A 25,909-nucleotide genomic window follows, 5' to 3' on the forward strand; every position below is an offset into this window, starting at 1 on the left:
GTGTAACAGTTCGCGTCGCCGCCCTCCAACAGGGCGGTCGCACTCTGAAGATTCCACTCAGCCCTCGAAAATTACGAACGCCAGGGCAAAGTCTTTCTCGTCGGACAGGCTCAGGTGGATCCGGCTCACTCCCATCGCGTCGGCGCGCGCCCTCGCCTCTCCAGACAGAATCACTTCCGGCGCCTCACCCCGGCGGCGGCGCACTTCAATATGCTGCCAGGAAATCCCCTCTCCGATACCCGTGCCCAGTGCTTTCCCCAACGCCTCCTTGGCGGCGAAGCGCTTGCACAGGTAGGCGGCGCGGTTCGGAACCGCCAACTGGCTCAGCGCATGACGTTCGTTCTGCGACAGCACCCGCTCCACAAAGCGGTCGCCGAAACGGCGCCAGGCGGCTTCGATGCGGGTGTAGCTGCAGATATCCGTGCCGATGCTAACGATCATTGTTGTTGTAAACCTGTCTGAAAAGTTCACGGCTCTGCAGGGGCCTTTCGCCCAGCAATGGCGCCAGCAGGAGACGGGTGAGACGCTTGGCGCTGGTCAGCAATTCCGGTGCGAATTCGCCACCCTGCAACGCCTGTTCCAGTGCCAGCAGTTCCGCGCCGGAAAACTCTCCCCCTGGCTGTCGCGCATCGCCCTGGCGGTAAACCGGAATAAAACCGGTCTCACTCTCCAACCTGTACTGTGTGCCGGTAGACACTGGACCCTGGCTGTGAGCACAGTAACTCAACTGGGGGCAGTTGCCGAGCTGGTATAGCAGCTGCAACTCAAAACGCCGCAACGGTCCCTCCAGTTGCTGCGTGTCACTGCCATCCAGCTGTTCCAGGGCCTGCAGCAGTCTCTGGTAGCCCGCGAATATCTCGTACTGGGCCTCGCCCGCGGCGAGCAGGCGCACCAGCAGTTCGTTGGCGTAGAGACCCGCGTACACGGCCCTGCCCTTTAGCCACAACGCAGAGCCGGCACTCTCAACCGGGCCCAGGGTTTTCAGGTCGCCGCGCCCGAGCAGGGTGACCAGTAGCGGCGAAAACGGCTGCAGCGATTGCGCGCGCCGCTGTTTGTCCCGCCGCGCGCCCCGTGCAACGCAACCGACACGGCCGTATTCCGGTGTCAGCAGTTCCAGGATCAGGCTGGAGTCCCGGTAGGGACGCGAGTGGAGGATATACGCGGGCTGCGGTGGTAGCTGAGGCGCCATGGCTACGGCAGATGCTCTATCTGCTCCGGCAGGGGCACCCAGTGGTGCTTGTGCACCTCGTAGATGGACGCCGGTGGCGCGGGAAACTCGGGATCGGCAAAGACACCCACGGGTACGCCGATCAGTTCCGGTTCACTGTCCAGGAACAGGTAGACAGTGGCCCCACACTGGGGGCAGAAGTGGGAGTGAATACGGTTGCCGCCATCTGCGGTTCGCACATATTCGCGGCTGTGACCTTCAACCGTCACCCGCGCTACGGGAAACCTGGCCTGTACCCCGAATACGGAGCCGGTGCGGCGCTGGCAGGCGAGGCAGTGACAGATGGAGATACGCACCGGTTCGCCCTCAGCGACCAACGCTAGCTGTCCACAGCTGCAGGCGGCCTGTCTGGTGCTCATGGCGATAGCCCGTCTACTCGTCCCGGTAGCCAAGGCTGCGCAGTGCGCGCTCGTCGTCGGACCAGCCGGACTTCACCTTGACCCAGAGGTTCAGCATCACCTTGCTGTCGAACAGGCGCTCCATATCCTCGCGCGCCTGGCTGCCGATCTGTTTGATGCGCTCGCCCTTGTTGCCGATGATGATGCGCTTCTGTCCGGAGCGCTCCACCAGTATCGCGGCGCTGATATGCAGTATCGGTCCGTCCTGCTTGAACTCTTCCACTTCCACCGTAACCTGGTAGGGCACCTCGGCACCCAGCTGGCGCATGATCTTTTCGCGCACGATTTCCGCAGCGAGGAAGCGCGAGCTGCGGTCGGTGATCTGGTCTTCGGGAAAGAAGTGCTGGCCCTCGGGCAGGTGCTTCAGGATGACTTCCTCAAGGGCGTCAAGATTGATTCCGCGCAGGGCCGAGATGGGCACTATCTCGGCTTTCGGGTGGCTCTCGGCCAGGGCCTGCAGCTGCGGCAGCAGGCCGCCCTTGTCGTCCAGCTGGTCAACCTTGTTAACGGCGATGATCAGCGGGCATTTGATACCGCGCAGCTTGTCGGCCACCAGCTGGTCGCCCTCGGTCCAGCGGGTCCGTTCCACCACGAATACCACGGCATCCACATCCCGCGCGGCGCTGGCCGCGGCGCGGTTCATATAGCGGTTGATGGCCTTGTCCTGGTCGCCGTGCAGACCGGGAGTATCCACGAATATGATCTGGTTGGGCCCCTCGGTCTTGATACCGAGCATATTGTGGCGCGTGGTCTGCGGCTTGCGCGAGGTGATCGCCAGCTTCTGGCCCAACAGGTGGTTCAGCAGCGTGGACTTGCCCACATTGGGGCGGCCGACGATGGCGACATAGCCGCAGCGTGAGGGTTGATCGTTCAAAAATGTTCTCCGAAAGGTTGTCCCCAGCTCTCTGAGTGTAAGAACCTGCGGGGCGGCCCTGCTGCCGGGGGTATTTCGCGGGACACGCTGTGAATACATCCCTGTACGCTCTCCACGGCCATCCATGGCCGCAGAAGGTCCCGCCAAATACCCCCGGCATCAGGGCCTTAGCGTCTCGCTTCTCGCTCGATCCAACTCCAGAATGTCGAGATGCGAAAATAATAAACTTAGCTTTGCCCGATAAGCCGATTATAGGCCTCGGTAGCCGCCGCCTTCTCCGCCGCGCGGCGATTGCCGGCCTTGCCGCGCACCGGTTCGTTCAGGCCACTGACCTTGCATTCAACCACGAACTGCTGCGAGTGCTCGGCTCCGGCGATGTCGACCACCTGGTATTCCGGCAGGGGCTTCTGGCGCGCCTGCAGCCACTCCTGCAGGCGGGTCTTGGGATCCTTGGCGGTTTCCAGGGACTGCTTCTGCAGGCGCGGCGCAAACCAGGCCAGGACCCGCTCGCGGGCGGTTTCCAGGCCCGCATCCAGGTAGATGGCACCGATCAGCGCCTCGACCGCGTCGGCGAGTATCGACGCGCGGCGGAAGCCGCCGCTCTTCATTTCGCCCTCACCCAGGCGCAGGCAGTCGCCTATTTCCATCTCTCGGGCCAGTTTGGCCAGGGTCTCACCGCTGACCAGCTGTGCGCGCAGGCGGCTGAGTTGCCCTTCGCGCCCCTGGGGAAACTGCTCGAACAGGGCGGCGCCGATGGTAAAGCCGAGAATGGAGTCGCCGAGGAATTCCAGCCGCTCGTTGTTGCGACTGCCGTGGGAGCGGTGGGTCAGCGCCAGTTCCAACAGGTCCCGGCGCTCGAAGCTGTAGCCGAGGCGCCGGGACAGGCGCTCCAGCAGGAGGTCGTGGGAGAGGTCAGTCACGTTTGCGGAATTGCTCCAGGTCTACCAGTGGCTCGCAGCAGAGTTCCGGTTTGGCGGTGTTGAGCTGCTTGTCGAATTTCATGATGACGTCGATGTTGTAGATCAGCGGCTGGCGCAGCTCGTAGTCGACGCTCACCAACATGCTGTCGGCCCCGCGGATGATCTTCACCGCCTTGGTGGGCTCACCGCGCACATTGTTGATCAGGAAGAAGCGGTCCAGCTCTTTCTTGATATCTCCGCGGCTCATGTCACGCAGGCCGGGATTTTCTGCCAATGCCTTGAGCCCCTCATCGACATAGCGGGCATCGATATAGGCGGGCCCCATTTTGGACACGCAGGTCAGGATAAATCCAAACACGGCCACTACCAGCAGCCAGCTCCAGTAGCTCATGCCGCGCTGGCGGCAGAGCGATGCACCGATGGTCGCACCCATGAATTCACCCTCGATTTTTATTGCTGCAATTTATTCGATTGTGCCTACGCGCTTGAAACTGGGCAAACTCAAAAGCTGGTCCCAGTGCATCCAGATGGCAAACGCCTTGCCGACCACGTCACGTTCCGGCACAAAGCCCCAGGCACGGCTGTCGAGACTGTTGTCGCGGTTGTCGCCCATCATAAAGTAGTGCCCTTCAGGTACTGTGCCGCTGAAGTTGCTGTAGCGGCTGGGCGCCAGGTCCTTGGCCATCAGGTGGCGGTGGCCGTAGATTTCTTCCCACAGCACTTCCACCTGAGGGTCGGCGGGCGGCAGCGCCTGGATCAGTTCCTGCGAGGCGCGCTCACCATTGATATAGAGCACATTGTTTTTTACTTCGACCTTATCCCCCGGCAGCCCGATAACCCGCTTGATAAAGTAGGTGTCGTTCATATGCGGCGGGAAGAACACCATCACATCGCCGCGCTGCGGCTCGCCGATATCCACCACCTTGGTGCGCGACACCGGCAGGCGCAGGCCGTAAGCGTATTTGTTGACCAGGATAAAATCCCCCACCTGCAGCGTCGGCACCATGGACGCCGACGGGATCTGGAAGGGCTCGACAATAAAAGAGCGCAGCACAAAGACGATCGCCAGTACCGGGAAGAAGGACTTGGCGTACTCCACCACTACCGGTTCTTCCACCTGCTGGCCGGCCTTTTTTTCCCGGCGCCGGCACGCGAAAAACAGGCTGTCGATCAGCCAGATGGCGCCGGTGATTATTACCAGCCAGAGCAGGATCAGGGGGAAATTGATGTCCATTGGTTTCTATATTCTTCCGTCTTTTTTCCGTCGTAGGGTGCACCGTGCGCACCGTCAAGCCCTTGGTGCGCGCGGCGCACCCTACTGGTCCACTTTCAATACGGCCAGGAAGGCCTCCTGCGGCACTTCCACACGACCGATTTGCTTCATGCGGCGCTTGCCCGCCTTCTGTTTTTCCAGCAGTTTTTTCTTGCGCGTCACATCGCCGCCATAACACTTGGCGGTGACGTTCTTGCGCAGCGCCTTGACCGTGGTGCGCGCCACCACCTGGCCGCCGATGGCGGCCTGGATGGCCACATCGAACATCTGCCGCGGAATCAGTTCTTTCATTTTCTCGGCCATGGCGCGGCCCTTGTGCTGGGCGTGGTCGCGGTGCACGATCAGTGCCAAAGCGTCTACCCGATCACCGTTGATCAGGATATCCAGGCGCACCAGCTTTGCCGGGTCGAAGCGCACAAAACCGTAATCCAGTGAGGCGAAGCCGCGGCTGACGGACTTGAGCCGGTCAAAGAAATCCATCACCACTTCGTTCATCGGCAGCTCGTAGCGCAGCGACACCTGGCTGCCGACATATTGCATATCCTTCTGGATACCGCGTTTCTCGACACACAGGGTGATGACGTTACCCAGGTATTCCTGCGGCACCAGTACGTTGACCTCGGCGATGGGTTCGCGCATCTCGTCGATGGAGCCGACTTCCGGCAACCGCGATGGATTGTCCACCATCACCACGGTGCCGTCGTTTTGCAGCACCTCATACACTACCGTGGGTGCGGTGGTGATCAGGTCCAGGTCGTACTCGCGCTCGAGCCGCTCCTGGATGATCTCCATATGCAGCATGCCGAGGAAGCCGCAGCGGAAGCCGAAACCGAGGGCGTCGGAGGTCTCCGGCTCGTAGAAAAGTGAGGCATCGTTCAGAGACAGCTTCTCCAGTGCGTCGCGGAAGGCCTCGTAGTCGTCGGAGCTGACCGGGAAGAGTCCGGCGTAGACCTGCGGCTTGACCTTCTGGAAGCCCGGCAGCATGGCCACTTGGTCGACGCCCTTGGCGTGGGTCAGGGTATCGCCCACCGGCGCACCGTGAATATCCTTGATACCGGCCACGACGAAGCCCACCTCGCCGGCGCGCAGTACGCCGGTTTCCTTGCGCTTGGGTGTGAAGATGCCGACATTGTCGACCACATGGGCGCGACCGATGGATTTGGTGACTATCTTGTCCTTGGCTTTCAGGGTGCCCTGCACCACCCGCACCAGCGACACCACCCCCAGATAGCTGTCGAACCAGGAGTCGATGATCAGCGCCTGCAGCGGCGCGTTAACATCGCCCTCCGGCGGCGGCACCAGGCGCACCAGGTCCTCGAGCACATCCTCGACGCCGAGACCGGACTTGGCACTGCAGCGGGTGGCCTCGGTGGCGTCGATACCGATAATGTCCTCGACTTCCTCGGCCACCTTGTCCGGATCCGCCTGCGGCAGGTCCATCTTGTTCAGGACCGGAATCACCTCCAGGCCCTGCTCTATCGCCGTGTAGCAGTTGGCTACCGATTGGGCCTCGACCCCCTGAGCCGCGTCCACCACCAGCAGCGCACCCTCACAGGCGGCCAGGGAGCGGGACACTTCGTAGGAGAAGTCCACGTGACCGGGGGTGTCGATAAAGTTCAACTGGTAGGTCTTGCCGTCGCGCGCGGTGTAATCCAGGGTCACGCTCTGTGCCTTGATGGTGATACCGCGCTCCCGCTCCAGGTCCATGCTGTCCAGCACCTGCTCGGCCATCTCGCGATCGGACAGGCCACCGCAGACCTGTATAAAGCGGTCCGCCAGGGTGGATTTGCCGTGATCGATATGGGCAATGATGGAGAAATTGCGGATATGGGAGAGATCTGTGGCCACGTGCGGGGTGAAATCCTTTGAAAATCAATTCGTTAGCCGGCGGGAGTGCCGGCTGTGTGGCGCAAGTCTATCAGGAAATGCGGAATGATGAATGCGGAATGCGGAATGGCTCTCGGGCACCTGACGCCGGCTGTGCGCCTATTCCGCATTCCGCATTGACTCGCGCCATCCATGGCGCTCGCCCTTCGGGCGCCTCGGCGTCCAAATCTGCTCCCGGCAGATTTTTCCGAATTCCGCATTAATCCCCGTCTATCTGTATGGTGCGGAAGGTGGGCTGGCCGCCGCGGAAGAAGCGGATCGGCAGCAGTTCGTCGGCGGGCAGGTCTTTGACCACCTTGTCGTAGTCCTTCATGTCCCCGACGGCATCGAAGCCCAGCTGTGCGACTATATCGCCGCTGCGCAAGCCCGCCTTGGCGCCGGGTTTGCCCGGAATCACCTGCTTGACCAGCACGCCGCTGTCCACATTCCAGCGCTGCTTGAGTGCATCGGGGATCTCGCTGACCACCAGGCCCAGGCGTCCGCCCACGTCGGTGGACGGGTTCACCGATGCCTGCTGCTCGCCATCGTCCTGGCCCGGCAGTGCGCCGACGTCGACCATGACTTTCCTGCGCTCACCCTTGCGCATCAGGTCCACGGGGACCTTGCTACCCGGACGGGTCTGGCCGACCACATGAGGCAGATCACCGGACACCATAATCTTCTCGCCGTCGAAGCGGGTGATGATGTCGCCGACCATAATGCCCGCTTCGGCCGCCGGTGCACCGGCTTCCACCTGCGCCACCAGGGCACCGGAGGGCTTGCCGAGTCCCATGGCCTCAGCCAGGTTGCGGTCCACGTCCTGGATACCGACGCCGAGCCAGCCGCGGTCCACCCGGCCCTTATCCTTCAACTGGGCGACGACGTCGCGAGCCAGGCGGGCCGGAATGGCGAAGGACAGACCTATGGAACCCCCACTGCGGGTGTAGATCTGCGAGTTGATACCGACCACTTCTCCATTCAGGTTGAACAGCGGGCCACCGGAGTTCCCCGGGTTGATGGCCACGTCGGTCTGGATAAAGGGCACATAGTTCTCGCGGCTCTCGTTGGGAATACTGCGCCCCATGGCGCTGACGATTCCGGCGCTGGCGGAGTAGTCGAGGCCGAAAGGCGAGCCGATCGCCACCACCCATTCGCCCACCTTGAGATCCTCGGAATCCCCCCAGCGGATCGCCGGCAGGTCCTCGGCGTCGATCTTCAGCAGCGCCAGGTCTGAGCGGGCATCGGAGCCAATTACCCTGGCCTCGTACTCCCGGCGGTCGGTCAGGGTCACTGTCACCTCGTCGGCGCCGTCCACCACATGGTTGTTGGTGACTATGTAGCCGTCTGTGGAGACGATGAATCCGGAACCCATGCTGGCCACAGGGCGCTGCTGCCGGCGGCGCGGCTCCAGCAGGTGGCGGAAGATATCCGGAATCTCCTGCTGGTACTGCGGCGGCAGACCTCCGCGGCTGACCTGGTTCCGCTCCACGGTGTTGATTTTCACAACCGCGGGAGAGTTCTGCTCGATCAGGTCGGTGAGCTCGGGGAGCCCCCGGGCGCAGGCGGGACCCGCGATCAAAAGGCAGAGAACTAACAAATACTGCGTACAGCGTGTAACCATAAGTTTGTTACCCCTAATGATCCCTTCTACTATGCAATCAAAGGTTTATTAAATCCCCCCGACAGGGCCTCACGCAACAATTGGGGGCGCTTCAGGGGGCAATCGAGATAGTTCTTAGTGGCGAATTGGCCACGAAAGTTCTTCTGCAACTGTAAAACAGTGTAAAGAATGACCACACTGCGCCCGCGCACTGAGCGCGGCCAATTCTGCCACCCCCGCGAGCAGTACGGGCAGTCCGAACTGGGGGCGCCGCTGTTTTACTTTCCGGCCCAGGCAGGCTCCGGTCACGGCATGCTCTTGGCCGGCACCCACGGCGACGAAGTGGCCGCGGTGGTGGCCCTGTCCTGCGCACTGCGCTCACTGCCACCTTCGCTGCTGCGACACCATACGATACTGGCGGTCAACCCCGACGGCTGCCAGCTGGGCATCCGCTCCAACGCCCGCGGCGTGGACCTGAACCGCAATTTCGCCACTGACAACTGGGACGGGAGCGGCAACGTCTACCGCTGGAACAGCGAGGCCGAGGAGCGCGATGTGCGCCTGAGCACCGGCAGCACCGGCGGTTCCGAGGCGGAAACCCAGGCCCTCTGCCAGCTGATCGACCGGCTGCAGCCGGCCTGGGTGGTGTCCATCCACGAACCCCTGGCCTGCGTGGAGGATCCGGACAACAGCGCCCTGGGACAGCGCCTGAGCCGGAGCCTGCAGTTGCCACTGGTCACCGACGTCGGATACCTGACACCCGGCTCCTTCGGCACCTGGTGCGCAGAGCACAAACTGCCCTGTATCACCGTGGAGTTTCCGCCGGTGTCCGCGGACGCAGCCAGCGAAGACTACCTGCAGGCACTGATCGATCTGCTGATCTACGACCAATAGACTCGGCCGGCCTCGAAGCGCAGCGGTGGCTGCACATCCCTCGCCAACCAGGTGGGCCCATCCAGGTCCAGGAATCGCACTTCCTTACCCAGGGGCCAGGCCGCGCGGATGGCGCGGGAAGTGCACAGCATACAGCCGAGCATCAGCTCGAAGCCCTGTGCCTTCGCCGCCTCCGCCAGCGCCAACGCCTCGGTGATGCCGCCAGTCTTGTCCAGCTTGATGTTTACCATCTCGTAGCGGCCCTGGAGCCGCGGCAGATCCTCGCGGGTATGGCAGCTCTCATCGGCGCAGATCGGCAGCGGATGGGAAAATGTCTCCAGAAAGTCGTCGTCGTTTGCCGGTAGCGGCTGCTCCAGCATGGCCACCCCCTGATCGCTGAGCTGAACGCAGCGCTCCCGCAGGGTATCCGCGGGCCAGGCCTCGTTGGCATCGATCACCAGCTGCGCATCCGGGGCCGCGCGGCGCACGGCGGCGACCCGCTCCGCCACCTGGCGGTCGTCCAGTTTCAGTTTCAGCACCGTGACACCCTGCCCTACCGCAACCCGAGCCGCATCGGCCATGGCGTCGGGAGTATCGATAACCAGGGTCTGCACCGTCGGCAGGGATTCCGGTCCGGTAAATTTTGCACCGCTGCGTCTGGCCTCCCAATCCGCCAGGGCACAGTCCAGTGCATTGCGCGCGGCACCGGCGAACAGGCGGCCCTGCAGCTGCTCACGGGTCAGGCCCTGTGCCACTTCACACAACAGCGGCTGCAGCTGCTGCAGCACCGAATCGACGCTTTCCCCGTAGCGCGGGTAGGGAGTGCATTCGCCGACGCCGGTCACGCCATCGCCGCTGATTTCCACCACCACCACCTGGGCTTCGGTGCGGGCGCCGCGGGAAATCACGAAAGCGGTGCGCAGCGGCCAGTTTTCCGCATAGCAGCGAGCCTGCATGGGATATCTCCAACAGCAATCGGAGATAGAAGTTTAGGTAGGGATCAAAGTGAGCGGGAGGTTTCGATACGCAGCAGCAGCGGCGCATAGGCGGGATCGGCGGCGCGGCGACGGCTGTACCAGCGCACCACCGCCGCGCCGCCAATCAGACCTGCCAGGGCACCGCCTATGGCACCCGCCTCGCCGGCCAGGGCCTCGCCGATCAGGGCCGTGAGCAGCAGGGAAATCAGCGGCAGCAGGTAGACCAGCAGGGCGCTGCTGGCCAGGGCCTTCTCGCCGATGCCGATGACTGCTGTGTCGTTAAGGGAAATATTCTCGGAATCCCAGCTGTTCAGGGCCACGCGGATGCGAGCAGCATTGGACAGGTAGTCGCCCAGAAGGCCGGTACCGCAGCCGGTCTTGGCGGAGCAGCCGTGGCAGCCACTGCGCTGGACCGTCTCGACCCAGATGGCCCCCGGCTCTATGGCCACTACCCGGCCGCGTTCTTCCAGCAAGACGGCAGCTCCGTTCAGCCCGGGGCGGCGACCGAGGCCGCCACCCGCTGCGCGGTGGTGTCCGGGATCTCGCCCACTACCGTTACTGTGTAGCTGACGCCGTCCACCTCCATGCGATCCATATAGGCCACTGTGGCGCCGCGAATGGCGCGGCCCTTGAAGTCCAGTTCCGGCCCCAGGCGTTGCACGAACACCGTAAACACGCTGAGCCCATCGCTGAACACCAGCATATCGCCGTCGTTCAGGGGCTTGATCGATACCGCCTTGAAGCCCTCCGGCAGCCAGCTCAGCTGCCAGCGGCTCTGGGAATTACTGCAGGGGTTGTTGTTGTCGATGCGACGCGCATCGGCGGACTGGGGCTGCAGATCACTGTCCTGTACCGGGGACAGATCCAGCTGCACGAACTGGTAGCGCTCCAGCACGCGCCCCTGGGCGCCCACCAACATGGATTTCAGTGGCAGCCCCGTCTCCTGGTCCAGATTCACTATCAGGCCCAGGCGGTGGCGGTCCCGCGGACGCGCCTCTATCACCACGGTATCGCGGTCGGCGATGCGCTCCCGGCCGCGCAGTATAAATTGGTAGGCGCGCTGGACTTCCTGCTGCCCCGCCCGGCTCCACAGGGCCGCACGCGCCATGGGACCGGAGCTGCGCGCGCAATTCTTGCCACTGCCGTGACTGATCAGTTCGCGCGGGTTTCCGCTCAGGTAGCGCACCCGCTCCACCTGCTCGCCATCACGCACTGCATGCACCACCTGCAGTGTCTCCAGCATGCCGGCGTGTTCGAAAGTCACCAGCCCGCGGTACTCCAGCTCGGTCACCGCGCGGGCAAGCTTGCCCAGCCACTGTTGCACTTCGAGGGTGCCGTTCTCGCCGTCGACCTCTTGTGCATGGGCGGCTGGCACCAACAGAAACAAAGCCAACAGGACACTGTTGGCTTTGCAAATCCAGCGGCTTGCGGAAGCCGGCTTGTCGACGAGCGCGCGCACCTTACATACCAACCTGTTCGCCGTAGGTGGCGCGGGCGAAAGGCACCATGCCCTGGCTGCCGACGTGGGCGGCCTGCTCAGAGTGTTGGATCATCACCCGATTGAGGTGGCGCATCAGCTCGGGAGTGGGCATCTGCTGGATCACCGCCTGTCCGGCGACTCCCGGCTGGCTGTCCGGTACCAGGCGCGGCGAGGCAGTGCTCACCGAGCGCGTAGTCGGCGCAGGGACATAGAATCCAGAGGGCTGCGGAGAGGACTGCACCACCGGTTGCGCCGGTCGCTCCACCTCGGCGACCAGTTCGCCGCCGGGCTGCACGCCGCTATCGGCAACCTGCAACTGCTGCACACCCAGGATCGCGGCGAAGGCGACGGTCGCCGCCACGGCACCCCGGGACAGGGGTCGCCACCAGCGGCTGTTCGCCAGGCCGTCGGCCGCTTCGGCGCCACCGCCGCCCGATAGGGAGAGAGGCTCCTCCCGCTCGATCGCCGCGGAAATGCTCGCCGCCAGGCCACTGTCCACCGGGGCCACCTGCTCGCGGCGCAGCACGCTGGCCGCCAGCTGGTAGCGCGACCAGCGCTCGCCGACTTCCGCGGAGCCAGCACTGGCCTTCAGCAAACGCTGCAGCTCCAGCTCGCTGGCCTCGCCGTCCATCAGTGCCGACAGCGATTCGTTCAGACGATCCTGATGATTCCCGTGGGACATACGGGTCTACCCTCTCTGTGCATTCATATTTTCGGCGCCCGCGGGCACCACTTGTGGTTACCAGTTATGACCTGAGATTCGGCGGTTTGTTTCGCCCCCGGGAAAAAAATTCTCCCGCGTTCAGTTGCGATCCCCGAGCGTCTCCGGCTCTCCCGCCATTGCCGCCTGCACCGCGCGATCTATGGCCTCGCGGGCACGGAAGATGCGCGAGCGCACAGTGCCCACCGGGCAGCTCATCACCTCGGCGATCTCCTCATAGCTGAGCCCTTCCAACTCGCGCAGGGTCACCGCCGAGCGCAGATCCTCCGGCAGCGCACGGATGGCCTCATGAACAGTAGCTTCAAGCTGGTCACGGAAAAGCTGATTCTCCGGGGTTTCGTTGTCCCGCAGCAGGTCGGCACCGGAATAGAATTCGGCGTCTTCCAGATCCACGTCCGAAGACGGCGGGCGGCGGCTGCGGGATACCAGGTGGTTCTTGGCGGTATTGATGGCGATGCGGTACATCCAGGTGTAGAAGGCACTTTCGCCACGAAAATTGGCCAGGGCGCGGTAGGCCTTGATAAAGGCCTCCTGGGTCACGTCCTGCACCTCGGCGTGATCCTTGATAAAGCGGCTGACTACAGCGACTATCTTGTGCTGGTATTTCAGAACCAGCAGGTCGAAGGCGCGCTTGTCCCCCTTCTGTACCCGCTCAACCAGCTCGCGGTCACTCGGTGACGCCTGTTGCGCTGTCATCCCCTAATCCCCTTACTCCCATTACCAGCAATCGCACCGCAGGCGCCACCCGCACCAGAAGCGGGGCTGCCGGCGCAGGCGTTTATTCTGTTGAGATGATGACACTGGAGATAGGACATAAGTTCCGGGTCAAATCGACGAATCTTGAGGAGGCGCTATACTACGCGCCCCTAAACATAAATGAAATGTATGACTGCCAAGGCAACTTTCAACTCGAAACAGTATGACGTACTGGTAATCGGCAGCGGCGCCGCTGGCCTGACCCTGGCCCTGCATCTGGCGGCGCGCTATCGCGTGGCCCTGCTGTCCAAGCAGCGACTGCAGGACGGTTCCACCTGGTTCGCCCAGGGCGGTATCGCCGCGGTACTCGACGAGATGGACTCTGTGGAGTCGCACATTGCTGACACATTAGACGCGGGCGCCGGCCTCTGCCACCCGGACGCGGTGCGCATGACCGTCGAGAACAGCACCGCCGCCATCCAGTGGCTGATAGACCAGGGTGTGGACTTTACCCGCGATCGGGGCGACTACCACCTGGCCAAGGAGGGCGGGCACAGCCACCGCCGCATTATCCACAGTGCCGATGCCACCGGCCGCGCCGTACACAGCACCCTGATCGACAAGGTGCGCGCGGCGGAGAATATCGACTGCTTCGAACACCATGTGGCCCTGGACCTGATCCGCCAGCCGGATCCGGGCAAGGGCCGCTTCCGCTGCGCCGGCGCCTACGTCTATAACAAGAACTCTGAAGAGGTCGAGCTGTACCAGGCCCGCGCCGTGGTGCTGGCCACCGGCGGTGCCAGCAAGGCCTACCTCTATACCAGCAACCCGGATGGCGCCAGCGGCGATGGTATCGCCATGGCCTGGCGCGCCGGCTGCCGGGTCGCCAATATGGAATTCAACCAGTTCCATCCCACCTGCCTCTACCACCCCAAGGCCAAGGCGCTACTGGTGACTGAGGCGCTGCGCGGTGAGGGCGGGCAGCTGAAGCTACCCAATGGCCAGCGCTTTATGCACCGCTTCGACAAACGCGGCGAGCTGGCACCGCGGGACATAGTCGCCCGCGCCATAGACCACGAGATGAAGCGCCTGGGCGCCGACTGCGTCTACCTGGATATCTCGCACAAGGACGCCGATTTCGTACGCGAGCACTTCCCCACCGTCCACAAGAACTGCCTGCAGTACGGCATCGATATCACCAGGGAACCCATACCAGTGGTACCGGCGGCCCACTACACCTGTGGCGGTGTGATGGTGGACGATTACGGCCGTACCGACCTGGACCAGCTGTATGCCATCGGCGAGACCACCTTCACCGGCCTGCACGGCGCCAACCGACTGGCCAGCAACTCACTACTGGAATGCCTGGTCTATGCCCGCTCGGCGGCCCTGCACCTGGACGAAACACTGGACTCGGTGCAGCCACCGCGGCCGGCGCCGGACTGGGATGCCTCGCGGGTGACCGATTCCGATGAAGACGTGGTGATCTCGCACAACTGGGATGAGCTGCGCCGTTTTATGTGGGACTACGTGGGTATCGTGCGCACACGCAAGCGCCTGTTGCGCGCCCAGCACCGCATCGGCCTGCTGCAGCGGGAGATCCGTGAGTTCTACGCCAACTACAAGGTCAGCAGCGACCTGATCGAACTGCGCAACCTGTCGCTGGTCTCCGAACTGATCATCCGCTCGGCGCTGGATCGTCGGGAGAGCCGCGGCCTGCACTACTCGCTCGATTACCCGGATCTGCGCGAGCTGGCGATGGATACGATTCTGGTGCCGGAGAATTTTGCCGACCAGCGGCAGTTTGTCTGACATTCGCCGGGCGTACCCAGGGCTCGCCCGCACCTACCTGGAATAGCGCAGCGCCGCCTGCAAGCGGCGCCAGTCATCCCTGCCCACAGAATCCCGCGCCAACACCATCCGCAGCCGCCGTCCCTGCAGATCCCGCCCGTTGATCACCAGCAGCCAGCGCCACAACACCAGCTCTCCCTGGAACTCGAATTCCCGCTGCTCGCCGTCCGCCGCCTGCCAGAACCAGCGCCGCTCGCGGGTACCGAGCCATCCCCGCACCGCATGCAGACGCCTCCACTCGAAGGCTGCGTAAATCAGCACCAGCAATACGGCGGGCAGAAAGAGATACAGCGGCAGGCGACACCACCACAGTAGCGACAGCGCCTGCAACGCGATCAGGAGAAGAAGAATAAACAGGAGGCGGGAGGGCGCCACGGCACAAGTGAGCCGGGCGCTGCGCTCGAGGAACTGCGGGTAACTACTCCTGGAGGCCTGTGTTGTCACGGATAATCTGCACTATGCGCAGCAGCTCGGGATCGGAGGGGTCCTCGCGACGCAGAAACCAGGCGAACAGGTCCTGGTCCTGTTCGTCCAGCAACCTGATATAGCGCTGCTGATCCTCCGGTTCCAGCGTCTCGTAGACATTGTCCAGAAACGGCAGCAGTACCAGGTCCAGCTCCAGCATACCGCGGCGACTGGCCCAAAAGAGGCGGTTGCGATCCATAGGTTAAATTCCAACCCGGCTAAAAGTGCGCGCAGTATACCCCCCTGCTCCACAAAGTTGAAAAGGCCCGGCAAATATGACGGGCCGCCTTGAAAAGACCGGGTAAAACCCCAAATAATCCACCCAATCAACCCAGAGGTGGCAGGCATATGGATCAGCAGCAGTGGCAGGAATTTCTCGCAGGCGTCGGCGCCATCTGGGAGGGGGACAAAGCACTCTTTCCGGATACTGAGTCAGATCTGCACCTGATCGACCTGAGCCCCCTGGGCGCCGTCTCCGTCAGTGGCCCGGACAGCCAGAAGTTCCTCCAGGGCCAGCTCACCTGCGACCTGGTCACCCTGCCGGACAACCACAGCACCCTGGGCAGCCACTGCAATCCCAAGGGCCGCATGATCAGCGCTTTCAACGCGCTCAAGCTTTCCCACGAGGAATTTGTTTTCCGCCTGCCGCGGGACCTGGCCCCTGTCGCGCGCGAAGCGCTGGCCAAGTATGCGGTCTTTTTCAAAACCGAGCTGACGAACGTCAGCGACGAATTCCGCTGGCTCGGCCTGCAGGGGAAAGGTGTCCTAGGACAAGCTGGGCAACTGTTGGAACTGAAGGAAATGACCGTCGGCGAACTGCGCCCGTTCGAGTTCAACGGCGAGCGCGCCATAGCCCAGGCGCTCAACGATCGCCAATTGGCGATATTGGTTGCAAACGAACAGTCGAAAAGTCTCTGGCAAAAACTGGGCGCTACCGCCGAAGCCGCCGGCTACGATCGCTGGCAGCAGGTACAGATCGAGGCAGGCATTCCCCAGCTGCACGCCGCCACCAGCGAAATGTTTATCCCGCAGATGACCAACCTGCACCTGCTAGGTGGCGTCAGCTTCAAGAAAGGCTGTTACACGGGGCAGGAAGTCGTCGCGCGCATGCAATTCCGCGGCGCCGCCAAGCGCCGCCTCTACCGCACCAGGTGCGCCTCCGGGGAAGTCCCTGCGCCGAGTCTGGAAATCTACGGCGAGGGCGAGTCGAGCATCGGCAACCTGGTGGAAGCCTGTCGCAGTGAGCAGGGGATAGAGCTGTTGGCGGTGCTGACCATTGCCAAGGTGGCCGCCGGCGAGCAGCTGCGACTGGCAGACGGCCGCGCACTGGAAATTATGGAACTGCCGTACGATGCGGATGCGGATCCGCTCGCATAATCAAATAAGCTTCCTGTAGGAGCGGCCCATGGCCGCGATCAGGCTATCTGATTGCTCCCAATTTCGATCGCGGCCAACGGCGGATGGCCGCTCCTACACGGAAAAGCCTTAAACCTCCACCGCAACCCGCTGCAATTCCGAAGCCGCCGGCAATACCCAGTCAATCGGCTGCTGCCCGTGATTCTGCAACCAGTGATTCGCCTGTGAAAAAGGCTTGGTGCCAAAAAAGCCGCGGTGTGCGGACAGCGGCGACGGGTGCGGCGCGCGCAGTACCAGATGCCTGTTGCGATCGATAAAGGCGCCCTTTTTCTGTGCATAACTGCCCCAGAGAACAAACACCAGCCCCTCGCGCTGCTCGGCCAGCCTGTGAATCGCCGCATCGGTAAAGCTCTCCCAGCCGCGCCCCTGGTGCGCGCCGGCTTTACTGTCTTCAACAGTAAGAGTCGCGTTCAGCAGCAGCACGCCCTGCTCGGCCCAGGGTTGCAGGCAGCCGTGGTGAGCCGGCGGAATGCCCAGGTCGGATTGCAGTTCCTTGTAGATATTCTGCAGCGACGGCGGAATGCGCACACCGGGCATTACCGAGAAGCAGAGGCCGTGTGCCTGACCGGCACCGTGGTAGGGATCCTGGCCGAGGATCACCACCTTGACCCTGTCGAAAGGAGTAGAGTTGAAGGCATTGAATATCTGCCCACCGGGGGGGTATATACGCTTGCCGGCTTTTTTCTCAGTGCTCAGGAATTGACGCAGTTCGGCCATATAGGGCTTGCGGAATTCGTCCTCCAGGACCTGAAGCCAGGAGGGGTGAATTTTTATATTGTCTGGAGACTGCATTCTTATACCTTGAGTATTTTCTTAACCCGTAGCCGCAGTTCGGGCACCACCTCCGCTTCAAACCAGGGGCGCTGGCGCAGCCACAGGGTGTTGCGCGGACTGGGATGGGGCAGCGGGAAATAGCCCGCGGGCAGTGCATCGCGGTAGTGGCGCACGTTTTCGGTAATACTGCCATGCCAGTGCGGCAGATAGTGGCGCTGGGCATATTGTCCCACCAGCAGTGTCAGTTGCAAATTCGGCAGCAGTGCCAGCAGTCGCTCGTGCCATGTCTGAGCGCACTCGGGCCGCGGTGGCAGGTCGCCGCCCTTGCCGCGGCCTGGATAACAGAAGCCCATGGGCACAATCGCGATTCTGGACTCATCGTAGAATGTTTCCCGGTCTATCTGCAGCCAATCGCGCAAGCGGTCCCCGGAGGGATCGTTCCAGGGGATGCTGGTGGCGTGCACCCTGGTGCCCGGTGCCTGGCCGACAATCAGCAGGCGGGCGGACTCGGCAGCGCGCACTACCGGGTTGGCGCCGAGCGGCAGCAGTTCTTCGCAGAGGCGGCAGGAGCGGATTTCTTCGAGCAGGGTCGGGAGTCGGTCGGCGGTCAAGGTTTACCTCTGGGGTTGTTCCATCGAGCGGGCCTTCGGCCCGCTTGCGGAGCTGGAGCTCCGCATTCCCGGGGGGAATTCGAGGTGCAACAGCAGTGCGCGCCTGTCTGCGGGAACTGCGGCGCGGCCGACATTGTTATTGTCCAGCACCACATAGATACCACTGGCATCCACGGCCAGGCCCTCGCCCTTGCCGTACTGGGTTTCCTCGTAGACGAATTCCGGAGCCTCCTCGATATTGCGGTAGTCAATGCACCACTGGGCCTGCAGGTTATTCAGCGAGCGCCGGCAAACAGCGAAGGCATTGCGCTCCAGGGTAAAGAGAGCCCCATCGTAGAAGGCGAGGCCGGTGATATCCTCGGCGCGGTTGCGAAAATCCAGGCCCGCCACCGGGGGAATTGTGAAAATCCGCGGTTCGGCGCTCGACCTCAGGTGCAGCAGCCCGCGGGGCTCGCGCTCCATCGCGATCCAGAAATCTCTACCCGCCTTGACCAGGCCCTCGGCGCCGGCATTGAATTTCTTCAGGTAGCCACTGGCCCTCACCACCGAGGCCCAGCGCTGGGGCATCCAGGTGGTTTCCCCGGCGGCCACTTCCGCAATACGGCTGTGTCGCTCGCTGATCAGATAGATACTGTCGCCGTCGCAACTGATTCCTTCGAAATCCATTGCGGTATCCGACCGCGCCAGGTTCAGCAGTCCGGCCACCAACCCCGCGGAATCACCCTCAGGCACACCCAGGCCAGCGATCCGGCTGCGGGATTTCAGTACTGCGCCCCGAGAGGAAGTTTCTACCGAGTAGATCTCGGCGGAATTCTTGTCGGATACCGCCAGCAGTTCACCGTGACAGAAGCTCAGCCCGGAAATATCCAGGCCGGCACTGCCGTCGAGCCAGTAGCTCGCGAGTAGTTGCGCCGGGCTTACGGAAGTGGCCGCCGCGAGCGGCGGCACCAGCAGCAGGGTGGAGAGAATCAGGTTTCTGAACAAGCGAGCTCCGTGGATCAATCGCGGAAGTTGTTGAACTGCAACGGCTGCTCCAGTTCCTTGCCCCGCAGCATCGCCATCACCTGTTGCAGGTCGTCGCGTTTCTTGCCGGTAACCCGCACCTGGTCGCCCTGGATGGCAGCCTGCACCTTGAGCTTTTCTTCCTTGATGATCTTAACGATCTTTTTTGACAGTTCCTTGTCGAGACCATTCTTCAGGTTGATAGTCACCTTGACCTGCTTGCCGGACTGTTCCTTCTCGCCCACATCCATCGCCAGCGGATCGATATCGCACTTGATCAGCGCCGCGCGCAGCATGTCCACCATCTGGTCCACCTGCATATCCGATTCGGCGCGCAGCACCAGGGCGAAATCGTTCATCTCCACCTCCGCATCCACGCCCTTGAAATCGAAGCGGTTGGTCAGGGTGCGGTTTACCTGGTCCACGGCGTTGGTCAGCTGGTGCTTGTCCACTTCGGACACTATGTCAAAGGAAGGCATCTGTTATCTCCGTGCTTGATTGTTCAATATTTCGTTATTTCAGTACCTCGGGCACAATTTCCACACTCTGTTCGGTGGAACTGAGCCAGATGTGACCATCCTGGATGGTCACATTCAAATCCATATTGCGCTCCGCCATGTCCGCCAGCTGCTCCGTCGCATCCGCCGGCATCCGGTACACGCGCAGGTTGCCGAAGCGTGCCGGCGCATCCCCCAGCTTCTGCCACCAGATGGGCGCGGTGCGGCGCCCGTAACTGTACACCAATACCCTGGAGGCGCGATTGCTGGCCTTGCGCAGCCGCTCCTCGGTTGGCAGGCCCACTTCGATCCACAGGTCTATCTCACCGCTGAGGTTCATCTGCCACAGATCCGCCTCGTCATCCGAGGAGAGACCGCGGGTGAACTCGAGGCCTTCCGCCGCATTGTGGGCAAAGGCCAGCAGGCGCACCATCATGCGCTCGTCGGTTTCCGACGGGTGGCGCGCCAGGGTCAGCTGGTGCTCTCCGTAGTAATCCCGATCCATATCGGCAATCTGCACCCTCGCTTTGAAGATAGTCGCTTTTAGCGCCATTTCGGCTCCCATAATTGCGTAATGGTTGCGCCAGTCCCGGCAGTTGGGGGACGGCGGGCTATTCTAGGTGAGTTTCCTGGAAAACTCTTATTGAACAACAGGGGTATTCGGTATGGACTCTGTATTCGCCGGCGGCCGCCGCCTCTGGACTGGCGCCCTGCTCTGCCTGCTCGTATTCGGGCTCAGCGGTTGCGGCATCAACAATATCCCCACCTACGACGAACAGGTCAAAGCCGCCTGGGCACAGGTGGAGAACCAGTACCAGCGCCGCGCCGACCTGATTCCCAACCTGGTGAAAACCGTCAAGGCCTACGCCGCCCACGAGCGCGAGACCCTGCAGGCGGTCACAGAGGCCCGCGCCAAGGTAAGCTCGATGCAGCTGGATGAGAACCTGCTCAACGACCCGGCCAAGCTGCAGCAGTTCGAGGCCGCCCAGGCCCAGCTCTCCAGCGCCCTGGCCCGCCTGATGGTGGTAGTGGAAAGATATCCGAACCTGAAGGCGGACCAGAATTTCCTCGCCCTGCAGTCACAACTGGAGGGCACCGAAAATCGCATCGGCGTGGCGCGGCGGGATTATATCCAGGCTGTGGAGCGCTACAACCGGGAGATCCGCACCTTCCCCGGGCGCCTCTGGCACATGGTCCTGTACAGCGATATGCCGCTGCGGGAGACCTTCCAGGCCACCAGCGAAGATGCGGAAAAGGCACCGGAAGTCGACTTTCAGTAATTCTCACTACAAGCAACGATGAATAGCCGTCGACTGGTTGCGCTTACCCTCGCCCTCACTGCACTGCTCTGCGCGCTGGGGGCCCTGGCCGATGTGCAGTTCCCCCCCCTGTCCGGCCGCGTGGTGGACAGGGCCGGGCTGCTCAGCCCACAGACGGAATACAAGCTCACCGAGCTGATGCAGCAACACGAGAAGACAACCAGCAACCAGCTGGCAGTGGTCACCCTGCCCGACCTGCAGGGACTGACCATTGAGGAGTACGGCTACCAGTTGGGGCGCGAATGGAAACTGGGCCAGAAAGGCAAGGACAACGGCGCCCTGCTGATAGTGGCGCCGAATGAACGCAAGCTGCGTATCGAGGTGGGCTACGGCCTGGAGGGCGTACTGACCGATGCCCTGTCGGCCAACATCATCCACACCAAGATACTGCCGAGATTCAAGGCCGGGGATTTCGATGGCGGCGTGACCGCCGGGGTCCAGTCGATGATCGCCGCCATCGGCGATGAGTATGTGGCCGAACCCACCGAAACCGGCGGCGATCGCCGCCTGGCCCTGCTGGTCGGCCTATTCCTGTTGCTGGTGATGCTGCAGCTGTTCGGCGCCTCGGTGCTCGGCGCGCCCGCCGGCAGTCGCGGCTAACGCCGCGGCCGCTACGGCGGCTACTACGGCGGGGGGGGAGTCGGCGGGGGGGGGGGTTGTGGGGGGGGGGGTGGGGGTGGAGGCGGCGGCTTTGGCGGAGGGGGCGCTTCCGGGGGATGGTGATGCTCAACAGCCAGTACCGGCGCCAGCTCGCCGACAAGATCAAGGACGTGGAATCCCGCACCGATGCCGAAGTCGTCACGGTGCTGGCGCGGGAGGCGGACAGCTACCTGTATATCTCCACACTCTGGGCCGCCTTTCTCGCCCTGCTGCTGGCGCCGCTGCTGCAATTCCTGCCCTGGTGGCTGGACTATGAGCAGGCCTTCACGCTGCAGTGGATACTGTTTATCGCCCTGGCGGTGCTGTTCCGCTGGCGGCCGCTGACGATGCGACTGGTGCCGAAGAAAGTGAAGTACTGGCGCGCGGCCAACCTGGCGCGGCGGCAGTTCCTGCAGCAGGAGCTCCACAGCACCGAGGGGCGCCTGGGCCTGCTGATTTTCGTCGCCGAAGCGGAACACTATGTGGAGATTCTTGCGGACCGCGGCCTGGCGGAGCAGATCACCGACGAGAACTGGCAGGAAATCGTCGAGAACTTTATTCGCGAAATCAAGCGCGGCAAAACCGGCGAGGCCTTTGTGCACTGTATCGAGAGGTGCGGCGACCTGTTGCAGGAAGCCGCCCCGGCAACGGCGGTCAAGAATGAACTGCCCAATCACCTGATCATCCTGGATTGAACACCATGCAGATTGGAAAACCGACACTGATCTCAGCCGTCACCCTGTTGCTGATCCTAGTCACCTACGCCGTCAACGGCGCCCTGACGCAGAACAAGTCTGCGGGAACAACGAGCGCACCTGGAACGAAATCGGGCCTGGCGCGACTGTTTTCCGGCGCGGACGACAGTCTGGAGCGGCGAATTGAAAATCTCGAGACATCGCTAACCAGCGCCAACCGCATCCAGTCCGAGCTGTTGGAGCTCGTCGAGGAACTGCACCAGCGCCTGGATCACTATGCGCCCCGGACATCGGAAGAAGGGCGCACCGCCGCGGTCAATATGGTCGATGAGCAACACGCCGAGCTTCAACCGCAGCACCACTCCCGCCGGGAGCACTACCGCAGGCACAGGGACAGGCAGCTACAGAGAATGATCGACGCCGGACTCAATCCGGACAGGGCCGAGTATATCCTGGCCAAGCAGGAGCGGTTCCAGTACGAGCATATGAAGCTGTCCTATGAGTACCGCCACCTGAAAAACAAATCCTCCGATGAGGCCAAGTCGCTGCGGGAACAACTCAATGTCTACAGCCACCCGCGCAAAATGTTCGAGCACGAACTGGGCGAGCAGGAGTTCGAACTCTACCTGGAAGCCAATGGCGGGCGCCAGGAAATGCGCATCGACAGGGTGGTCGCGGATACCCCGGCGTCCTCTGCCGGACTGCAACCGGGCGACAGGATCGTCTCCTACAACGGCGAGCGGGTCTTCCATATGGGCGATCTGCGCACCCAGGTCTACCGGGTGGCACCGGGGCAGACAGTCCGGGTAGAGGTACAGCGCGAGGGGAGTTCGAGCAGGGAAGTGATCTATGTACCCAGCGGGCCGCTGGGGATTCAGGGCTGACAAATCCGCGGGGGCGGCCGCTGGCCGCCCCCGCATCGATGTGCCGTAAATTTATTCCGCAGCCGCTTCCGGGCGCATATGCGGGAACAGCAGCACGTCGCGGATCGACGGCGAGTCAGTCAGCAGCATCACCAGGCGGTCGATGCCGATGCCCTCGCCCGCAGTTGGGGGCAGACCGTATTCCAGCGCTCGGATATAGTCGGCGTCGAAGTGCATGGCCTCGTCGTCGCCGGCATCCTTCTCCGCCACCTGGGCCTTGAAGCGCTCCGCCTGGTCCTCGGCATCGTTCAGCTCCGAGAAGCCGTTGGCTATCTCGCGTCCGCCGACGAAAAACTCGAAGCGATCGGTAACGAAGGGGTTGTCGTCGTTGCGGCGCGCCAGCGGTGATACCTCGGTCGGGTACTCGGTGATAAAGGTCGGCTGGTCCAGGCGGTGCTCGACGGTTTTCTCGAAAATCTCTATCTGCACCTTGCCCAGGCCCCAGCTGTCCTTCAGCGGGATCTCCAGCTTCTCTGCCACCGCGCGCGCGCTATCCAAGTTGTCGATATCGGAATGCGACAGGCCCGGGTTGTGGCGCAGGATTGAGTCGAACACCGACAGGCGCGTGAAGGGCTTGGCGAAATCGTAGCTGCTGCCCTGGTATTCCACGGTGGTACGGCCCAGCACATGCTCGCATATACCGCGAATCATCTCCTCGGTCAGGTCCATCATGTCGTTGTAATCGGCGTAGGCCTGGTAGAACTCGAGCATGGTGAATTCGGGATTGTGCCGCGTGGACAGGCCCTCATTGCGGAAGTTGCGGTTGATTTCGTAGACCCGCTCAAATCCGCCCACCACCAGGCGTTTCAGGTACAGCTCCGGCGCTACGCGCAGGTACATGTCGATATCCAGCGCATTGTGGTGGGTCACGAACGGCCGCGCGGTGGCGCCGCCGGGAATCACCTGCAGCATCGGCGTCTCCACTTCCATAAAGTGGTGACCGCCCAGGAAACTGCGGATGTACTCGATGATCTTCGAGCGGGTGCGGAACACCTCGCGGGACTCCGGTGTCGCGATCAGGTCGACGTAGCGCTGGCGATAGCGCAACTCCTGGTCGGAGATACCGTGGAATTTTTCCGGCAGAGGGCGCAGGGCCTTGGTCAGCAGGGTGAACTCCTCGCAATTGACATAGAGATCGCCCTTGCCGGACTTGTGCAGCGCGCCTTTCACACCGACGATATCACCGATATCCCATGCGCCGAAGCGTTCCTTGATGTCCTTCTGCGCGGCCTTGTCCGCATACAGCTGGATGCGATCGGACACATCCTGGATCACCATGAAGGGACCGCGCTTGGCGAGGATACGCCCAGCCACGCAGGCACTTTTACCCAGCCCTTCCAGTTCTTCCTTGGATTTTTCACCAAACTCCGCCTGCAGGTCGGCGGCGAGATTCTCGCGGCGGAATGCATTCGGGAATGCGTTGCCTTTCTCGCGCAGCGCGGAAAGCTTGGCACGGCGCTCGGCGATGAGTTTGTTTTCGTCTTGCTGGATATCGGTCATGGCAATTTGTCGAGTTAAGGTATTTAAGTTTCGCGCGCTGTAGGAGCGGCCCATGGCCGCGATCAACCTTCAGGCAAATCTCGGAAATCGATCGCGGCCTTGGGCGGATGGCCGCCCCGCCGCTCCTACAAGGTAAGGGAGACGGCTCTGCGCCCCCGAGTCAAAGCCCGGCCTTCAGACTGGCCTCGATAAACTGGTCCAGGTCGCCATCCAGTACCGACTGGCAGTTACTGGTCTGCACACCGGTGCGCAGGTCCTTGATGCGCTGGTCGTCGAGCACGTAGGAACGGATCTGGCTGCCCCAGCCGATATCCGCCTTACTCTCCTCCATCGCCTGCTTCTCGGCATTGCGCTTCAGCATTTCCTGCTCATACAGTTTGGCGCGCAGCATCTTCCAGGCTTTGTCGCGGTTCTGGTGCTGGGAGCGCTCGCTCTGGCAGGCCACGACGATACCGGACTCGATATGGGTCAGGCGCACCGCCGAGTCGGTCTTGTTCACGTGCTGACCGCCGGCGCCGGAGGCCCGGTAGGTGTCCTCGCGCACCTGCGACTTGTCCACTTCAATCTCGATATTGTCGTCGATTTCCGGCGATACGAAGACGGAGGTGAATGACGTGTGGCGGCGGTTGCCGGAATCAAAAGGCGACTTGCGCACCAGGCGGTGCACACCGGTCTCTGTGCGCAGCCAGCCGAAGGCGTGGTCGCCCTGGAAATGGATGGTCGCGCTCTTGATACCGGCCACTTCGCCGGCGGAGGCCTCCTCCAGGGTGGTCTTGAAGCCGTGGGCCTCGCCCCAGCGCAGGTACATGCGCAACAGCATCTCGGCCCAGTCCTGGGCCTCGGTGCCGCCGGAGCCGGCCTGGATTTCCAGGAAAGCGTTGTTGGGGTCGTTCTCGCCGGAGAACATACGGCGAAATTCGAGAATACCCAGCTGCTGCTGCAGCCCGTCGATTTCACTGGAAACCTCAGCGACCGAGTCCTCATCGCCCTCTTCCACTGCCATTTCCAGCAGCTCTCGGCAGTCGGAGATGCCGGCATCCAGGGTTTCGATGGTTTTTACCACTGTCTCCAGGGAGGAGCGCTCGCGTCCCAGCTCCTGGGCGCGGTCGGGATCATCCCAGACGCTGGGCTCGGCCAGCTCCAGCTCTACCTCGGTCAGGCGCTCCTTCTTGCTGGCGTAGTCAAAGATACCCCCTAAGAACGTCGGTGCGCTCTTCGAGGTCTTTCAATTGGTTGAGGAGGGGATTGATTTCCATGGACTCTCGGATTCCGGACTGTGTTCTAAAGCGGCGCGCATTCTACCGCAGGCGG

At 62.5% G+C, this 25,909-nt stretch carries 30 protein-coding genes; 7 read left to right on the forward strand and 23 right to left on the reverse strand.

What is annotated here, in order from left to right; genetic code table 11:
• Positions 1-57: 57 nt before the first annotated feature.
• The 9 genes from acpS to IG627_RS10295 all read right to left on the reverse strand — a co-directional run bounded on the left by acpS (position 58) and on the right by IG627_RS10295 (position 8,180).
• A complete protein-coding gene (gene acpS, locus IG627_RS10255) occupies positions 58-441 on the reverse strand; it encodes a holo-ACP synthase (RefSeq protein ID WP_193192256.1) in 384 nt (127 codons plus the stop codon).
• Entirely contained in the window at positions 431-1,189 is a 759-nt protein-coding gene (recO, locus tag IG627_RS10260) for a DNA repair protein RecO (protein ID WP_193192257.1), read from the reverse strand. Before recO ends, acpS begins: the two co-directional genes overlap by 11 nt.
• A gap of 2 nt (positions 1,190-1,191) precedes the next feature.
• Positions 1,192-1,587, reverse strand: coding sequence for a GFA family protein (locus tag IG627_RS10265; RefSeq protein WP_193192258.1), 396 nt, complete (start codon positions 1,585-1,587; stop codon positions 1,192-1,194).
• Between the two features lie 13 nt (positions 1,588-1,600).
• Positions 1,601-2,500 carry a GTPase Era gene (gene era / locus IG627_RS10270; protein ID WP_193192259.1) on the reverse strand — a complete coding sequence of 300 codons (900 nt, stop codon included), beginning with the start codon at positions 2,498-2,500 and terminating at the stop codon, positions 1,601-1,603.
• A 227-nt stretch (positions 2,501-2,727) separates the two neighbouring features.
• Positions 2,728-3,420: a ribonuclease III gene (rnc, locus tag IG627_RS10275; protein WP_193192260.1), complete on the reverse strand. Its 693-nt coding sequence runs from the start codon at positions 3,418-3,420 to the stop codon at positions 2,728-2,730.
• Positions 3,413-3,853 (reverse strand): DUF4845 domain-containing protein, encoded by a 441-nt coding sequence (locus tag IG627_RS10280; RefSeq protein ID WP_193192261.1) that lies wholly within the window; start codon positions 3,851-3,853, stop codon positions 3,413-3,415. Before IG627_RS10280 ends, rnc begins: the two co-directional genes overlap by 8 nt.
• A 30-nt stretch (positions 3,854-3,883) precedes the next feature.
• Positions 3,884-4,654, reverse strand: a complete 771-nt coding sequence (gene lepB, locus IG627_RS10285) for a signal peptidase I (RefSeq protein WP_193192262.1) — start codon at positions 4,652-4,654, stop codon at positions 3,884-3,886.
• An 81-nt stretch (positions 4,655-4,735) separates the two neighbouring features.
• Entirely contained in the window at positions 4,736-6,541 is a 1,806-nt protein-coding gene (gene lepA, locus IG627_RS10290; RefSeq protein ID WP_193192263.1) for a translation elongation factor 4, read from the reverse strand.
• Positions 6,542-6,779: 238 nt separating this feature from the next.
• Positions 6,780-8,180, reverse strand: a complete 1,401-nt coding sequence (locus IG627_RS10295; RefSeq protein ID WP_193192264.1) for a Do family serine endopeptidase — start codon at positions 8,178-8,180, stop codon at positions 6,780-6,782.
• A gap of 168 nt (positions 8,181-8,348) precedes the next feature.
• On the opposite strand from IG627_RS10295, the gene mpaA reads away from it, so the two are divergent.
• Positions 8,349-9,053 (forward strand): murein tripeptide amidase MpaA, encoded by a 705-nt coding sequence (gene mpaA / locus IG627_RS10300; protein WP_193192265.1) that lies wholly within the window; start codon positions 8,349-8,351, stop codon positions 9,051-9,053.
• Here the strand turns inward: mpaA and ycjG are convergent.
• The 5 genes from ycjG to rpoE form a co-directional block, all read right to left on the reverse strand.
• Positions 9,041-9,988 carry an L-Ala-D/L-Glu epimerase gene (ycjG, locus tag IG627_RS10305; protein ID WP_193192266.1) on the reverse strand — a complete coding sequence of 316 codons (948 nt, stop codon included), beginning with the start codon at positions 9,986-9,988 and terminating at the stop codon, positions 9,041-9,043. The genes mpaA and ycjG overlap by 13 nt on opposite strands.
• 44 nt (positions 9,989-10,032) lie before the next feature.
• Positions 10,033-10,482, reverse strand: a complete 450-nt coding sequence (locus tag IG627_RS10310) for a SoxR reducing system RseC family protein (RefSeq protein WP_193192267.1) — start codon at positions 10,480-10,482, stop codon at positions 10,033-10,035.
• 14 nt (positions 10,483-10,496) lie between these two features.
• Entirely contained in the window at positions 10,497-11,468 is a 972-nt protein-coding gene (locus tag IG627_RS10315) for a MucB/RseB C-terminal domain-containing protein (protein ID WP_319024545.1), read from the reverse strand.
• A 1-nt stretch (position 11,469) separates the two neighbouring features.
• Positions 11,470-12,171 carry a sigma-E factor negative regulatory protein gene (locus tag IG627_RS10320; RefSeq protein ID WP_193192269.1) on the reverse strand — a complete coding sequence of 234 codons (702 nt, stop codon included), beginning with the start codon at positions 12,169-12,171 and terminating at the stop codon, positions 11,470-11,472.
• Positions 12,172-12,291: 120 nt separating this feature from the next.
• On the reverse strand, positions 12,292-12,906 hold the full coding sequence (gene rpoE / locus IG627_RS10325; protein ID WP_193192270.1) for an RNA polymerase sigma factor RpoE: 615 nt from the start codon (positions 12,904-12,906) through the stop codon (positions 12,292-12,294).
• Positions 12,907-13,086: 180 nt separating this feature from the next.
• Between rpoE and nadB the strand changes: the two genes are divergently transcribed.
• Positions 13,087-14,718, forward strand: coding sequence for an L-aspartate oxidase (gene nadB / locus IG627_RS10330; RefSeq protein ID WP_193192271.1), 1,632 nt, complete (start codon positions 13,087-13,089; stop codon positions 14,716-14,718).
• Between the two features lie 33 nt (positions 14,719-14,751).
• Here nadB and IG627_RS10335 read toward each other — a convergent pair whose 3' ends face one another.
• Together IG627_RS10335 and IG627_RS10340 are read right to left on the reverse strand one after the other, a co-directional pair.
• Entirely contained in the window at positions 14,752-15,201 is a 450-nt protein-coding gene (locus IG627_RS10335; RefSeq protein ID WP_193192272.1) for a protein YgfX, read from the reverse strand.
• Positions 15,176-15,421, reverse strand: a complete 246-nt coding sequence (locus IG627_RS10340) for an FAD assembly factor SdhE (RefSeq protein ID WP_193192273.1) — start codon at positions 15,419-15,421, stop codon at positions 15,176-15,178. Before IG627_RS10340 ends, IG627_RS10335 begins: the two co-directional genes overlap by 26 nt.
• Before the next feature lie 149 nt (positions 15,422-15,570).
• Here IG627_RS10340 and ygfZ point away from each other — a divergent pair, with 149 nt between their 5' ends.
• Entirely contained in the window at positions 15,571-16,599 is a 1,029-nt protein-coding gene (gene ygfZ, locus IG627_RS10345) for a CAF17-like 4Fe-4S cluster assembly/insertion protein YgfZ (protein WP_193192274.1), read from the forward strand.
• Between the two features lie 108 nt (positions 16,600-16,707).
• Here the strand turns inward: ygfZ and ung are convergent, their stop codons facing one another.
• Genes ung through IG627_RS10370 form a run of 5 tightly spaced genes read right to left on the reverse strand, consistent with a single transcriptional unit; the run spans position 16,708 to position 20,075 of the window.
• Positions 16,708-17,430: a uracil-DNA glycosylase gene (ung, locus tag IG627_RS10350; RefSeq protein ID WP_193192275.1), complete on the reverse strand. Its 723-nt coding sequence runs from the start codon at positions 17,428-17,430 to the stop codon at positions 16,708-16,710.
• Positions 17,431-17,432: 2 nt separating this feature from the next.
• Positions 17,433-18,023 (reverse strand): uracil-DNA glycosylase family protein, encoded by a 591-nt coding sequence (locus IG627_RS10355; RefSeq protein WP_226864917.1) that lies wholly within the window; start codon positions 18,021-18,023, stop codon positions 17,433-17,435.
• Between the two features lie 3 nt (positions 18,024-18,026).
• Positions 18,027-19,007 (reverse strand): SdiA-regulated domain-containing protein, encoded by a 981-nt coding sequence (locus IG627_RS10360; RefSeq protein ID WP_226864918.1) that lies wholly within the window; start codon positions 19,005-19,007, stop codon positions 18,027-18,029.
• Positions 19,008-19,021: 14 nt separating this feature from the next.
• A complete protein-coding gene (locus IG627_RS10365) occupies positions 19,022-19,504 on the reverse strand; it encodes a YajQ family cyclic di-GMP-binding protein (RefSeq protein WP_193192276.1) in 483 nt (160 codons plus the stop codon).
• Positions 19,505-19,538: 34 nt separating this feature from the next.
• Positions 19,539-20,075, reverse strand: coding sequence for a YaeQ family protein (locus IG627_RS10370; RefSeq protein ID WP_193192277.1), 537 nt, complete (start codon positions 20,073-20,075; stop codon positions 19,539-19,541).
• 112 nt (positions 20,076-20,187) lie between these two features.
• On the opposite strand from IG627_RS10370, the gene IG627_RS10375 reads away from it, so the two are divergent.
• From IG627_RS10375 to IG627_RS10390, 4 genes are all read left to right on the forward strand, one after another.
• On the forward strand, positions 20,188-20,802 hold the full coding sequence (locus IG627_RS10375) for a LemA family protein (RefSeq protein ID WP_193192278.1): 615 nt from the start codon (positions 20,188-20,190) through the stop codon (positions 20,800-20,802).
• An 18-nt stretch (positions 20,803-20,820) separates the two neighbouring features.
• A complete protein-coding gene (locus tag IG627_RS10380) occupies positions 20,821-21,441 on the forward strand; it encodes a TPM domain-containing protein (RefSeq protein WP_226864919.1) in 621 nt (206 codons plus the stop codon).
• Between the two features lie 122 nt (positions 21,442-21,563).
• Positions 21,564-22,175: a TPM domain-containing protein gene (locus IG627_RS10385; RefSeq protein ID WP_226864920.1), complete on the forward strand. Its 612-nt coding sequence runs from the start codon at positions 21,564-21,566 to the stop codon at positions 22,173-22,175.
• 5 nt (positions 22,176-22,180) lie between these two features.
• Positions 22,181-23,059, forward strand: a complete 879-nt coding sequence (locus IG627_RS10390; protein WP_193192280.1) for a PDZ domain-containing protein — start codon at positions 22,181-22,183, stop codon at positions 23,057-23,059.
• Positions 23,060-23,110: 51 nt separating this feature from the next.
• On the opposite strand, the gene lysS is transcribed toward IG627_RS10390, so the two are convergent.
• Both lysS and prfB read right to left on the reverse strand, forming a co-directional pair.
• On the reverse strand, positions 23,111-24,598 hold the full coding sequence (gene lysS / locus IG627_RS10395; protein ID WP_193192281.1) for a lysine--tRNA ligase: 1,488 nt from the start codon (positions 24,596-24,598) through the stop codon (positions 23,111-23,113).
• Positions 24,599-24,758: 160 nt separating this feature from the next.
• Positions 24,759-25,854, reverse strand: a protein-coding gene (gene prfB, locus IG627_RS10400) for a peptide chain release factor 2 (RefSeq protein ID WP_193192282.1) whose coding sequence is annotated in 2 segments (ribosomal slippage) — positions 24,759-25,781 and positions 25,783-25,854 — 1,095 coding nt in all. Because the reading frame shifts where the segments join, the coding sequence is not laid out codon by codon here.
• Between the last annotated feature and the right edge of the window lie 55 nt (positions 25,855-25,909).

Origin of the sequence: Microbulbifer taiwanensis, assembly GCF_014904815.1 — a bacterium.
Lineage (GTDB): Bacteria > Pseudomonadota > Gammaproteobacteria > Pseudomonadales > Cellvibrionaceae > Microbulbifer > Microbulbifer taiwanensis.